The sequence below is a fragment of the Roseovarius mucosus genome, assembly GCF_002080415.1.
GTDB lineage: Bacteria > Pseudomonadota > Alphaproteobacteria > Rhodobacterales > Rhodobacteraceae > Roseovarius > Roseovarius mucosus_A.
In genome coordinates, this window is the sequence record NZ_CP020474.1 from 4,049,026 (window position 1) to 4,063,328 (window position 14,303).

At 59.0% G+C, this 14,303-nt stretch carries 6 protein-coding genes; 4 read left to right on the forward strand and 2 right to left on the reverse strand.

From position 1 onward, the window contains the following. Nucleotides 1-787 precede the first annotated feature (787 nt). The 4 genes from hsdR to ROSMUCSMR3_RS19385 all read left to right on the forward strand — a co-directional run bounded on the left by hsdR (nucleotide 788) and on the right by ROSMUCSMR3_RS19385 (nucleotide 11,175). Nucleotides 788-3,250, forward strand: a complete 2,463-nt coding sequence (hsdR, locus tag ROSMUCSMR3_RS19370) for an EcoAI/FtnUII family type I restriction enzme subunit R (RefSeq protein WP_081508439.1) — start codon at nucleotides 788-790, stop codon at nucleotides 3,248-3,250. A 3-nt stretch (nucleotides 3,251-3,253) separates the two neighbouring features. Next, the gene (locus ROSMUCSMR3_RS19375) at nucleotides 3,254-4,702 is read left to right on the forward strand and encodes an HsdM family class I SAM-dependent methyltransferase (RefSeq protein WP_081508440.1); all 1,449 of its coding nucleotides are present in this window, start codon (nucleotides 3,254-3,256) and stop codon (nucleotides 4,700-4,702) included. Next, on the forward strand, nucleotides 4,699-6,399 hold the full coding sequence (locus ROSMUCSMR3_RS19380) for a restriction endonuclease subunit S (RefSeq protein ID WP_081508441.1): 1,701 nt from the start codon (nucleotides 4,699-4,701) through the stop codon (nucleotides 6,397-6,399). The genes ROSMUCSMR3_RS19375 and ROSMUCSMR3_RS19380 overlap by 4 nt, the downstream gene beginning before the upstream one ends. Before the next feature lie 72 nt (nucleotides 6,400-6,471). Then, nucleotides 6,472-11,175 (forward strand): DUF3320 domain-containing protein, encoded by a 4,704-nt coding sequence (locus ROSMUCSMR3_RS19385; RefSeq protein ID WP_081508442.1) that lies wholly within the window; start codon nucleotides 6,472-6,474, stop codon nucleotides 11,173-11,175. A 187-nt stretch (nucleotides 11,176-11,362) separates the two neighbouring features. Here the strand turns inward: ROSMUCSMR3_RS19385 and ROSMUCSMR3_RS19390 are convergent, their stop codons facing one another. Continuing rightward, nucleotides 11,363-13,015 (reverse strand): ThiF family adenylyltransferase, encoded by a 1,653-nt coding sequence (locus ROSMUCSMR3_RS19390; RefSeq protein ID WP_081508443.1) that lies wholly within the window; start codon nucleotides 13,013-13,015, stop codon nucleotides 11,363-11,365. Continuing rightward, entirely contained in the window at nucleotides 13,015-14,229 is a 1,215-nt protein-coding gene (locus ROSMUCSMR3_RS19395; protein ID WP_081508444.1) for a CBASS cGAMP synthase, read from the reverse strand. Before ROSMUCSMR3_RS19395 ends, ROSMUCSMR3_RS19390 begins: the two co-directional genes overlap by 1 nt. Between the last annotated feature and the right edge of the window lie 74 nt (nucleotides 14,230-14,303).

The following is a 14,303-nucleotide window of genomic DNA, read 5'->3' on the forward strand; positions in this document are numbered from 1 at the left end:
CGCGCGATGTGACGGATCGGGGACCGCAACGGTTGCTATCGCCGAAGCGGGGCAGGTGCAAAGCCTGCGGGGAAGCGGCTGGCCACCGAAAAACGGCATCGTGTGGATACGGATCTGAAAGCGAAGGGCCTTCCCCCGCAAGACGGGGGGAAGGTGCGGGGGCCGGATATTGTCTGATGACACCACAAACGCCGCTGTAGCTAAGCTGGTAGAGCAGGCCCTTCTTGGTTTTCGCCAGATGTCGTTGATTTTCGTGTCGGATTGACCCGTTTTTCTATTTAGCGCTGACCATTCTGAAATATGATAATCTCATGAAAAGTCGGCGGAATTATTGAAATCAGTGGGTCAAGGCGTTTCGAAAAACTGGTTCAAATTCTCGCAGAATTCAACACGCCTCAGCCATGAACTCCCGCGTCATGGGTGAGTGCGGCAGGATCAGATCACTGGGAGAAGTCTGGAAGGTGATCATCCGTAGGTCAACTCGATGATACATGGGTGGCAGTGGCCAACAGTTTAGCACAGCCCATGGGACGTCTGACAAGGCCAGCTTGGACGGGGTTTTGTGTCATGGATGTCCCAGGGATGCTCGACGTGGGTGCCGATCCCGCGAGGCGTTCGCCTTTTCACAATGCGAATCAAAGCAAGGAATAGTGCAGCCGCAATCTTTGCGGGAAACGATGTGCCGTTCAGCGTTGTCCCGTGGCTGCAAAGCTGATTAAGTCCTTGAGTAACGACGACGATATAGTTCTTCCCTTAATGTTGGGGCATGCACCAAGGTTGTGGCGGTTTGGATAAACGATTCCTGAGTGAGCGTGACATTTGCACGAAGTTCATCACGCCAGCCCTGCGTGCCGCTGGGTGGGACGAGATGACTCAGATCCGCGAAGAGGTCAGCTTTACCAAGGGACGGATCATCGTGCGCGGCAGGCTGGTGAGCCGGGGTAAGGGCAAGCGGGCTGATTACATCCTGTCGGTAAAACCGAATATCCCGCTGGCGATTATAGAGGCCAAGGAGAACACACAGGCGGTTGGCGCCGGGCTGCAGCAGGCACTGGACTACGCGGAAACGCTGGACATCCCGTTCGTGTTTTCGTCGAACGGCGATGGGTTTGTTTTTCATGATCGAACTGGTGCTAGCCCGACACCCGAGGTCACACTAACCTTGGATGAGTTTCCGTCACCTGCCGAGTTGTGGGCGCGGTATCAGACGGCTAAGGGGCTATCGGATGAAGCTGCGGCGGTGGCGTTGCAGGATTATTTCGACGATGGCAGCGGCAAGACCCCGCGCTACTATCAGGTTAACGCTGTCAACACTGCGATTGAAGCCATCGCCAAGGGCCAGGACCGTGTGTTGCTGGTGATGGCAACCGGCACCGGCAAGACCTACACGGCGTTTCAGATTATCTGGCGGCTTTGGAAGGCGGGACAGAAAAAGCGCATCCTGTTTCTGGCGGATCGCAACGTGCTGATCGACCAGACCATGGTGAATGATTTCCGGCCCTTCGCGGGCAATATGGCAAAACTGTCGACCCAGTCCAAAACCATTGAGCGCGCCGATGGCACATCAAACGATCTGACGATTGCCTTGGATAAAAAGAGGCGGATCGACACATCCTATGAGATTTATCTTGGCCTCTATCAGGCCATCACCGGCCCCGATGAAAGTCAGAAGCTCTACCGCGAGTTTTCACCAGACTTTTTCGATCTGATTGTGATTGACGAGTGCCACCGGGGAAGCGCTGCAGACGATTCCGCCTGGCGCGAAATTCTCGCGCATTTCTCAACGGCGACCCAGATCGGCCTGACCGCAACGCCGAAGGAAACCGAATACGCCTCGAACATCGATTACTTTGGCAAGCCGGTTTACAGCTATTCGCTCAAGCAGGGCATCCGCGACGGCTTCCTTGCACCCTACAAGGTGATCAAGGTTCACATCGACCGGGATGTGCAGGGCTATCGGCCTGTTCAAGGTCAGCTGGATCGCGACGGTGAAGAAGTCGAAGATCGCATCTACAACACTAAGGATTTCGACCGGACATTGGTGCTGGAGGATCGTACCAAACTGGTCGCCCAGAAGATCACGGAGTTTCTGAAACAAAGCGGCGACCGGATGGCCAAAACCATCGTCTTTTGTGTCGATCAGGAACACGCCGCCCGGATGCGGCAGGCGCTCATCAATGAAAACGCCGATCTGGTGGCGCAAAACCATCGCTACGTCATGCGTATCACCGGCAATGACAAAGAAGGCCTCGACCAACTTGGTAACTTTATCGACCCGGAAGCGCCCCATCCGGTGATCGTGACAACTTCACGGCTTCTCTCGACCGGTGTCGATGCGCAAACCTGTCGTCTGATCGTCCTCGATCGTGAAGTTGGGTCAATGACCGAGTTCAAGCAGATCGTTGGTCGCGGCAGCCGTGTACATGAGGATACCCAAAAGCTGTTCTTCACAGTCATGGATTTCCGAGGCTCAACGAGCCATTTCGCTGACCCGGAATTCGATGGGGAGCCGGTTCAAATTTACCAACCCGGCCCTGATGACCCGATAACACCACCAGATGATGCCCCGCAGACGGACAATGAAGGCGCTCCCTTGTCACCGGAACCGGATGATGATGAAACTGTGCTGATTGACCCAATCGATCCACTCGACCCACTTGGTGGCAACACAGGCGGCGGCCCGATCCGCAAGGTCTACGTTGATGGGGTAGGCGCGGTCATCGTGGCTGAACGCGTTGAATACCTCGACGAGAACGGCAAGCTGGTCACAGAGTCTTTGCGCGACTACACCCGCAAGGCCCTGAAACGGCAATTTGCCAGCCTTGATGATTTCCTCAAGCGCTGGAACAGCGAGGGCCGCAAACAGGCGGTGTTCGAGGAATTGGCAGCCGAAGGCCTGCCGCTCGATGTCATCGCTGCGGAACTTGGCAAGGATCTCGACCCATTCGACCTGATCTGCCACATCGCTTTTGATGCCAAACCTCTCACCCGGCGTGAGCGGGCTGAAAGCGTGAAAAAACGCGATGTATTTACTAAATACGGCCCCCAGGCAAAGGCCGTTCTCGAAGCCCTGCTGGAAAAATATGCCGATGAGGGCGTCATGAACCTCGACGATCTTGGCGTCCTGAAGATTGCGCCATTCAGTGGCATGGGAAGTGTGGTTGAACTCGTTCGCGCTTTCGGTGGAAAACCCGGGTTCGAACAGGCCGTCCACGACCTGCAATCTGCTATTTACGAAGAAAGCGCATAACCAATGTCCGTCCGTACCCTCGTCAAATCCATCCAAGACATCATGCGCAAAGACACCGGCGTGGATGGCGATGCGCAGCGCATCAGCCAGCTTTGCTGGATGTTCTTCCTCAAGATCATCGACGATCAGGATCAGGAGCTCGAACTTACCAAGGACGACTACACCTCGCCCATTCCAGAAGCTCTGCAATGGCGCGCCTGGGCGGCAGACCCAGAGGGGATAACCGGCGACACGCTGCTGGATTTCGTGAACAACACCCTGTTCCCCGAACTCAAGGCCCTGCCCACCAATGCAGGCCCCCGTGCCAAGGTCGTCCGCGATGTGTTCGAGGATGCATACAACTACATGAAATCCGGCCAGCTGATGCGGCAGATCATCAACAAGATCAACGAGGTCGACTTCAATAACCTGACCGAGCGCCAGCACTTCGGCGACATCTACGAGCAAATCCTCAACGATCTGCAAAACGCGGGCAACGCGGGCGAATACTACACCCCGCGCGCGGTCACCGCCTTTATGGTCCAGCAGATCGACCCGCATCCCGGAGAAATCATGTTCGACCCGGCCTGCGGCACCGGCGGCTTTCTGACCTGCGCCATGCGCCACATGCGCGAGCGCTACGTCAAACGCCCCGAGCATGAGGCGCTGATGCAGGGCGCCCTGCGCGCGGTGGAAAAGAAACCGTTGCCCCACATGCTCTGCGTCACCAACATGCTGCTGAACGGGGTCGAAGAACCCGACTTCGTACGCCACGACAACACCCTCGCGCGGCCGCTGGTCAGCTGGACCCGTGATGAGCGCGTCGACATCGTCCTCACCAACCCACCCTTCGGCGGCAAGGAAGAGGATGGGATCGAATCCAACTTCCCCACCTTCCGCACCCGCGAAACCGCCGATCTGTTCCTTGCCCTGATCATCCGCCTGCTCAAACCCGGTGGCCGTGCCGCTGTGGTGCTGCCCGACGGGTCGCTCTTCGGCGAAGGCATCAAGACCCGCCTGAAAGAACACCTGATGGAGGAATGCAACCTGCACACCATCGTGCGGCTGCCGAACTCGGTCTTCAAACCCTATGCGTCCATCGGCACCAACCTGCTGTTTTTTGAAAAGGGCACGCCCACGCAGGACATCTGGTATTGGGAACACCGCGTGCCCGAGGGGCAAAAGGCCTATTCGATGACCAAGCCGATCCGGCTGGATCATCTGGCCGACTGCGCCGCATGGTGGGGCGGGGCAGGGCGGCAAGGGCGGGTGGAAGGGCCTCAGGCGTGGAAGGTCACGGCGGAAGAGATCAAGGCGCGCGGCTATAACCTTGACGTCAAGAACCCCCATACGGTGGCCGAGGATCACGGCGACCCCGAAACCCTGCTGGCCGATTTGGAGGCTGCCGAGACGCAGGTGGCCACCCTGCGTGATCAATTGAAGGCGATCCTGACCGAGGCGCTGGCACGATGAGGGGAGAGGACTTTACCGCCGACCGCCTGCTGGCGCTCTATGACCGCGTGGCCGACTCTGAGGACGCCATCCCCCGCCTGCGCCGCTTTGTGCTGGATCTGGCCGTGCGCGGGAAACTGGTGGAGCATGACCCGAGCGACGAACCGGCGGCAGAGTTGCTGAAGCGGATCGCGAAGGAAAAGGCGCGGTTGGTGAAGGCGGGCGAGATCAAGGAGGCCAAGCCAATTTCCTTTATTGGCGAGCCTGTGACACCTGCGCCAATGGGCTGGATGGTTGTGCCATTGGGTGAAGTCATAAATCGTCACCTCGGCGGAGGGACCCCGTCTAAGAATGACCACTCCTATTGGGGCGGCGATATACGCTGGGCCAGCGTAAAGGACGTTGGCAAGGCCAAGTATGTCGATGATACCATTGATCGGATCACCGAGAAGGGTCTGGAAAATAGCGCTTCCAACCTTGTTCCTGCTGGAAACCTGATTGTCGTAACCCGAATGGGGCTTGGACAACTCTCGATCAATCGAGTTCCGGTGGCAATCAATCAGGATCTGCGCGCGCTGTTTCTCTCGCCTTTTGTGGACATTGATTTTGTTTACAATTTCTTCCTGACCTATGGGATGGAAGGCACTGGACTGACCGTTAAGGGCATCAAGATCGAAGAGTTGCTGGGGATAGCCTTCCCCCTCCCCCCCCTCGCCGAGCAGCGGCGGATCGTGGCCAAGGTGGATGAACTCATGGCGCTGTGTGACAGGCTGGAGGCGGCGCGGGCGGGGCGCGAGGGGGTGCGGGATCGGCTGACCGCCGCCACCCTTGCCCGCCTGACCGCTGCCGAGACCGACGCGGAAACCTTCCCCACTCACGTCCGCTTTGCCCTGCAATCCCTCCCCACCCTCACCACCCGCCCAGATCAGATCAAAACCCTCCGCCAAACCATCCTGAACCTCGCCGTGCGGGGGAAGCTGGTGGCGCAAGACCCAACCGACGAACCTGCGGCGGAGTTGTTGAAGCGGATTGAAAAGGAACGCGCGGCCCGGTTAGCCGGTGGTCGCGCGCAACTGATGAACGAACTAGAAGCAGTCGCTGAACACGAACAAGACTTTTATCTTCCTAAAGAATGGAGATGGACGCGGCTTGGCACTGTAATCAAGCTTTGGAATGGCTTCGCCTTCAAGAGCGCTGACTTCAAGACTACCGGCATACCCGTCATCCGTATTGGCGACTTATCTGACGGTGAGGTAAAGCTCTCCTCGTCCGTTCACGTGTCGAGCGATGTCGCAGCTTCAGTCTCTGATGAAGTCTGGATTCCAGAGGACGCTCTGTTGCTTGCGATGTCGGGTGCAACAACTGGGAAAACGGCGTTCAATCGAACCGGTAAGAAATTGCTTCTGAACCAACGTGTTGGGCGCATCGATTGCTTTTCGATGAATGTCAACTTTATCAGGTTCTTCTTCGAAACGATCATCGCTCGAAACCTGAGTATTTCCCTTGGGACCGCCATTCCGAACCTCAGCACAAAGCAGATATATGAAACTGCGATCCCCCTCCCACCCCTCGCCGAACAACACCGCATCGTGGCACGCGTCGATGCCCTGATGGCGCTTTGCGATCAGTTGGAAGCCAGCCTCACCGCCGCCACCACCACCCGCTCTCGCCTGCTGGAATCTCTGTTGCACGAGGCCTTGAACGGGGCCGTCGCATGACCGCGACGTCTTGGTTTTATCCGGTTGCCGCTTTGCCTGTGTAACGACCCCCACACGAAAGATTTGCCTGACATGCTGACCCAAACAGACCGCCTGACGACAAAAGTTCTGAATGACGCCCGGCGCAAGCTGTTGGAAACCGGCACCCGGAACCGCCTGATCCACGTCAACCGCGCGAACCAGCGGGCCAATACGCTGAACATCATCAACGAGCGGTGCGACGACATCTTTGGCATCCTGCGCGATCAGGCCAAGCGGATGCGGTTCAAGCCCACGGGCAAGGATCGCAAGCCCGGCGAAGAGGACGAGGCCAGCCAGTTCACACTGTTGCCGATGGAGGAGGGCGCAGGTGCGGCAGGCCCCGAGCGGTTTACCGACCAGTTTCTGGAAACCCCGCTTGGCCCCGAAGCGCAGGCGCGCAGGCTGCTGCGGCTGGCAAGTGACGCCCGCACCGCCGAGGAAGAGCAGGGGCTCAACATCCTTTACCTTGCCATCGGGTTCCTGAAATGGCGCGAAAGCAGCAGTTCGGATATCTGGCGCGAGGCGCCCTTGGTGCTGTTGCCGGTCGAGTTGGTGCGCAACGAGCGGACCTCGACCTATGACATTCGCGCGCGCGAGGATGACATCACCACCAACCTGCCGCTGCAGGAACGGTTGCGCACGGATTTTGGTATTCTGTTGCCCGAGATTGAGGAGGGCGAAGGCTGGCAGCCGTCAACGTATTTTGCCCAAGTTACGGATGCGGTTTCCGGCCAGCCCGGTTGGGCGGTCGATGCTGACGGGATGCAGCTTGGGTTTTTCTCCTTCGCCAAGCTCTTGATGCACCGCGACCTTGACCCAGCGGCGTGGCCGAATGGCGGGCTGACGCAAAGCCCGCTCTTGGGGGGGCTATTGGCCGAAGGGTTTGATGGCGGCACGTCGATTTTCGGGCCAGAGGACAAGCTGGATGCGCTGCTGGACCCCGCGGATATCATTCAGGTCGTCGATGCGGATGCGTCGCAGACCAAGGTGATCGAAGAGGTGCGGCACGGGGCGAACCTTGTGGTGCAGGGACCGCCCGGCACGGGAAAATCGCAGACCATCACCAACCTGATCGCAGCGGCGGCGCATGACGGCAAAACGGTGCTGTTCGTGGCCGAAAAGATGGCGGCGTTGTCGGTTGTGCATCACCGGCTGGTGCGGTCGGGGCTGCGCGATATCTGTCTGGAGCTGCACTCGCGCAGTGCGAATAAAAAGGCGTTGGCGCAAGAGCTTGGCCGGACGTTGAGCGCCAGTGCGGCGGCAGTGCCGGGGGTGTCTGATGTCTCAGGCCTGCGTCAGAACCGGGACGCGTTGAACCGGATTTCAGACCTGCTGCACACGCCCGTGGGCGCATCGGGCGACACGCCGTTCCGGGCCATGTCCGAGATTATCGGCCTGATCGGCAAAGGCGCGCAGCCGCCGTCGATCCCGCTGGAGGGGCTTGAACGGCTGGACGCGCCCGCGCGCAAGGCCGCGTTGGGGGCCATCGCGCGCTTTATCGAGGCGTTGCGGGTTGTGGGCGCGCCGGACGCACACCCTTACCGCGGTGTGCGGGAGTATGATCTTCAACCAACCGATCTATCACGCTTGGGCGGCGAACTGGCCGCCGCTGCTGCCGCGCTGACACATGTTTCGGCAGAGGCCGCGCTTTTGGCACCCAGCCTCCTGCGGCCTGCACCTGTGACGCTGGCGGATGCTGCGGCACTGGTGTCCGGTTTGAATATATTGGCCTCAGCGCCCGCGCATGCACAGCCTTTTATCACGCAAAGCCTGCTTGACCGCGTTGATCAGCCCCGCTTGATCGAAGCTTTGACGGCCGGGATCGAATGGTCCGAAGCGCGCCACGAGGCCGAAGGTAGGTTCACGCCAGCCGCGTGGTCGGCAGAGCTTGTATCGCTGCGGTCTGCTATTACGGGTGGGCAATCATCCTTCCTTGCGCGGATTTTCGGGCCATACCGCAAGGCATCGGGCGTTTTGGCCGGGCTGTTGTCGGGCGCGCTTCCAAAGCCCGCCGCTGAGCGTTTGGCGCTGGTTGACCAGTTGGCAGGCGTGCAGGCCCGCAGGCAGCGACTTGCTGATGAGGAAGCGTGGCTGCAAGTGGCCTTGGGCGAGAATTGGCGTGGTGAGCGCACGGAATTTGCCGCGATCAAGGAAATCTCAACCTGGCTCGCAACGGCGAAGGCGGCTGGCTTTGCCACGGCGGACGATCTTCTGGCCGCTCTGGCCGAAATCAAAACGCCGGGACAAGCCGCGCTTTCTCTGGCGGCTTTGGTGCGCGACGCGCAGGAAAAGGCGGAAAAGCCGATTACCCGGTTGGGGTTTGATCTTGAACAGGCCGGGTTGTCGTCGGAATTGAAAGAGGCTGATCTAACTGATTTGGCGGCAGTGTTTGAACGGATGCAGACAGAAAGCGGGCGCTATGCCGATTGGGCGGCCCTTGCGCGCGCGACGGCGCAGACGGTGGAGAACGGAGCAGGCGACGTGATTGACGCGGTTGCGGATGGTCGCGTCGAACCTGCCGCCGCTGGGGACGAATTTACCTATGCTTGCGCCGAGGCGCGTTGGAATGCGGCACGCGCGGTGCTGCCCGAACTTGGGCAAGTGGCTGGTTTGGACCGGCATGAGCTTGTGCAGATGTTTCAGGAAAAGGAGCGCTCGCGTCTGAACGAGGCCCAAACGCTGATCCTTGCGCGCCATTTTGCCCAGATCCCCAAGGGCAGCATGGGGGAAATGGGCGTCATTCGCGGTGAGATTGGTCGCAAAAGCCGCCATAAGCCGATCCGCTGGGTGATGAAAAACGCGGGCTCGATGGTGCAGCGTATCAAGCCCGTCATGCTGATGAGCCCGATTTCCGTGGCGCAGTTTCTGCCGCCCGGCACGGTGACCTTTGATTTGCTGGTGATTGATGAGGCGTCGCAGATCCGGCCTGAGGATGCGTTGGGCGTGATTGCCCGCGCGCGCCAGATCGTGGTGGTCGGGGACCAAAAGCAACTGCCGCCAACGTCGTTCTTTGATCGTCTTGTGGACGATGTCGAAGACAACGAAGAGGACGACGAAATGCCCGCAGGCGCAACGGCGGCAGATATGGAAAGTATCCTGTCGCTTTGCGAAGCCCGTGGTTTGCGGTCGCGCATGCTGGAATGGCATTATCGGTCCCGCGATCCATCCTTGATCCGGGTGTCGAACGCGGAATTCTATGATGACAATCTGGTTCTGCCGCCATCGCCACTGCAGCTCGATCCCAATTATGGGATGAAGTTCCGGCGCGTGCCGGGTGTTTATGCCCGCGGGAAAACTACGTCAGCCCGGGCTGGAACCAACAAGATCGAGGCGCAGCATGTGGTCAAAGCCGTTGCTGAACATGCCCGCAAAAGCCCCGACCTGTCACTTGGCGTTGTGGCCTTTTCCAAAGCGCAGTCTGATACATTGACCGAGGCGTTGGAATATGAACGCCGCCGCGATCCGGTTCTGGAGGCGTTCCTGCGCGAAGGTCGGGCCGAGGATGTTTTCGTGAAGAACATCGAAAACGTGCAAGGCGATGAGCGTGATGTGATCCTGATTTCGGTCGGCTACGGTCCGCAAGAGCCCAACGGTCGGTTGGCATCCATGTCATTCGGCCCGGTGAATGGGGAAGGTGGCGAACGCCGCCTGAACGTTTTGTTCTCGCGTGCAAGGGTGCGCTGTGAAATTTTCGCCTCGTTCGATCCCGGCGACATTGACCCAAGCCGGTCATCGCGCGTCGGGCCGCGCGTTTTGAAACGCTTTCTCGATTTCGCGAAAACCGGGATCATTGAAGAACAGGTGGCAACCGGTCTTGATGCGGATAGCCCTTTTGAAGAGGATGTCGCCCGCGTCATTCGTGAGCTTGGTTATGAGGCCGACCCGCAGGTTGGCACCGCTGGTTTCCGCATTGACATCGGGGTGCGCCATCCTGACCGCCCCGGTCAGTATATCGTCGCGGTTGAATGCGATGGGGCGGCATATCACGCGGCACTTTGGGCACGCGAGCGTGACCGCTTGCGGCAGGATGTGCTCGAGGGCCTTGGCTGGCGCTTCCACCGGATATGGAGCACGGATTGGTTCCATCGCCGAGATCATGAGATTCGCCGTCTTGCCGAAGCCCTTCTCGCCGCAAAAGAATCTTCTGCGGGCGGCATTGTTGTGCGAGGCGCAAATACGGGCGGACTCTTGCAAGTGGTTGATGTGGAACAGAATGCGCCGGGCCCGATCGAGATCGGCCATCTGGAATTGACAGCCCCTCCCTATCAACGCGCAGATTTGTCGGTCAGAAGCACTGTTGAACCCCACGAGGCGCCTCAGGGGCAGATCGGCGATCTGATCATCAAGATCGTCGAGATTGAAGGGCCGATCCATGTGGATGAAATCGCAAGAAGAGTCGCAACAGCTTTTGGTAAGCTCAAGGCGGGTAGCCGGATCGTTGACGCGACAACGCGTGCTTTGAAGGCGGTGCAGAGACGCAGCGACAATCCTCTGAAAACGGCGGGACGGTTTGTCATGACCAAAGATCAGGCCGCCGCTCCGCCGGTTCGAGACCGGAGGGCAGAGACGGGCGGTGTGCTGAAGGCGGAATATCTGCCTCCCATGGAAATTTCCGCTGCAGTTGCGAAGATAAGTGCTGAAAGCGGCATTATGCCGCCCGAAGAAATGACCAAAGCCGTGGCGCGTTTACTTGGTTTTCAGCGTGTTGGGCCGGATTTGTCGGAGGGTATCAGGGCGGTCGTGGTGAAAGCCTGAGGGTGGAACAGGCACCTGGAGCAAGAATGACGCACTCGGCGCAGAGGGGACTTTGACCGTGCCATAGGTTGCCGCACTGCCGCTTCCCAGAAGCGGAAATTGACGAGCGGTGGCTAGGTCCACAGCCAGTTGGTGACTTAACCTGAGTCTAGTCCTCAAATGACTTGAGAGTGAAGGGGTACTCCACTCAAGTAGAGCAGGCTGGACAATTTTTTGCTCGTTCAACGTTCTTGAATGGAACTTGGACAGTAGCTGACGGGACTACCTGAACCGTACGCAAATCATAATCGTATCGATCCAGGAAGACTTCACTTGCATGGGTCGCGGCCAATGCTGCCGCCTGCATAGATGCAGGGACGGCATAGGGAATGAATGAGCCTTGCGCACAGGGCCGAATGGCTATGCCGGTTTCCCTGGCCTCCGGCTTGAGGGGATTAAAGCGCCACTCGCCCTCGAAACGCGGCTTCAGACAGCGATAGCAAGCTCTGCCTTTTTCCCAGCGGGCAAGATAGCTTTGTGCAGCAAGGCCATTGCCAAAGAGCATGGTAAATAGCGTCGGCGAAAAGGGCTCAGCACCACCGATCCGCGTGAGCGCGAAGCCATTCAGCGCCTCGGAGAACTGCTCATCGCCCGTTGCATCGATGACCAGATCATAGCCTGCAAGGCGATCAAAAGTGCCCTGCGCCTGCGCGGCGACGGCCTCACGCTTCGCGTCCGGAAAATCGCTTCCGATTTGGTCGGCCAAGGCCACGGCCTTGTTTCGCCAAAGATGGCGCGCGCCCAGGATGTGCCGCCCAAGATTTTCCGGCTTAAGGTCATCATGGTCGATGAGCAGCAATTCAGCACCGTGCCCTGCACCGAGCTGGACAAGCGCACGGGCGAGATAGCCGCCAATCGTTCCGCACCCGATCATTGCGAGCCGCTTCCCCGTCAGCGGCGCGGCCCTATCGAGATTGCGCGCAGTGATTTCATCTTGGCTGGCAGGTACGCAATGGAAGGTCTCCAAGCGCGCGCGTCCGGCCTCTTTTTTCCAGACACCGGGTAGCGCAGACACCCTAAATCCCCCTTGCTCCGACTTCTTGATCAGCGTGGTCTTTTCCGCGCGGAACCCGATGATCGCATTCGATGCTGCGATCAGGAGCACGGGCCTATCCTTGGCCGTGCCAATGGCAAGATCGACCAATGATCGCGCGCTTCCCGTTTGCGGCTGAAGCCAGTCGGTCGCGCCTTTCAGTGTAAGAGTCCCGGAAGATGGCGGTCGGATCGCATCAATCGCATGCACGACAGGCGCTTCAAAGGTCTTGGTGAATGTCCCTCCGGCCTTTTTGGTCCAGGCTTGAAGGCGCTCTTCGCTCTTTCCTGCGATGAGGATCTGGGGACCGTTCTGAAACGCACAGACACCGAACACGCAACGCGTTAAGCCCGACTGTTTATCAACAAGGCAATAGGGCGTGGCGCTCCAATAGGCGGCCAGCTCGGCCATGTAGGCTGCGCTCGGGTTGCCGTGAAGCAATGCGTTGAGCGTTGTACAGGCCTGCTCAAGACAGGAGGCCACACTGCGATCTGGTTGGTAGCGGTCGAGCAAGAACGTGGCTTTGTCCGCATAGCACAGGCTGCCGTCACTGACGATATGAGCGGTGAGGCGCCTGGGAAGAGCGCCGCGCTTGAGGACGCGAATTTTTGGCATATCGAGAAAGTCGTAATCGGTAATCTCGATCTCTAAGGATACTGATACCGTGCCAACCTTAACCTGGCCTTGATACCGATCCCGCCCGGAGCCTGGCACGAGGGTAAACCCGTGTCCGGCAAGAACCTCACGCACGCGCTCCCAGGCGTCCATCAGCCCGAAGTCGTGCGCGCCGTGGTCATAAGCGGTGCTCTGGAGATAACCGCCGCAGGGGCGGCGACCTCGGGCACCCTGCTATGAGCTTTGACAAGGTCGGGGCGGTTCGGCACACGCCGACCGAGCGCGTTCTGAAGGCGCTGTACGGTCAGGTCTTGCAAGTAATGCCCGTTCAGCGCGGTCCCGACCGTCTCGTGCAGTTGGTTTGCGGCGCTATGATAGCGGGCACGCTCGATGTCGTCCCAGTCATTTAGGGTGCTCGGGACGTCCAAGACCGGGTTCTGAATCGGATCGCGCAAAAAATTGGAAAGCGCACCTGCGACCTGATGAAACGCCAAATCGTCTCTTGCCTCGTCGGCAGAGACAAGGTCTTCGCGGTAGCAGTTGGCGATACAGACCATGAGCGCAACCGAAGACGGCCCGCCTTGCTCGAAAGCAAAATCGCGCCATCCCTTGAAGTATCGGCTCTGACGCCGGACCTGCGGCCCGTAGCGTGAGAACTGTTCTTCGAACCAGTCATGAAGGGCGCGGGGGTCGGACTGCACCCAGCCCTCTTCGCGGTGTGCGAGCATGATTCGGTCCGACGGGATGCGAAGCGTGCGATGACGATCCATCAGAGTGAGCATCTGCGATGCGGCGGTCACCAGCGTTTGGCCGGTCGCATCGCGAAGGCTCTTTTCCAAGGTCTCGAAGGCATCATCGGGGATCGCGTAGAGCGGGTAGTCGATATGCATGAACGGGCTGATCTCGACCCGCACGCAGGTACTCTTCTTCTTGATGGTCCAGCCTTCGGCAATACACAGAGGCTTGATGGCATTCTCGACCAGCTCGAAGAACTTCTTGGCGGCAAGACCAGGTTCCTGACGGGACAGGAACGAAGTCTTTACGTAGACGCCAGTGTCACGATCGCATTGCTGCGGCGGCATGATGGCCGGTTCGACGGCGGTGTCATAGGCAAGGCCCCCTTGGAGAAGGAAGCGGACATCAAGGGTCGGCGGTGCTTGCTTAGAGGCGCGATAGGCGTCGGTGGCAAGTGCCATCTGCTTGCCGAACTGAACGGCCTCAGAGGCGGCGCGGCGGATGGCGGCACGAAGCTTTCGGTCGGCCTGTAGCAAGGCGCGGCGCGTCTCATCCGGCAGCAAGATCGCCTGATGGTAGGACGCGCTCGTGTTCGCGCCGAGAAACAGAGCATGGGCATTCATAGTTGACATAAGACCCACCGGGTTCGTGACATCACATCATACATGATATATGATGGGCGGGCGAAAAACAAACCACATCTTGA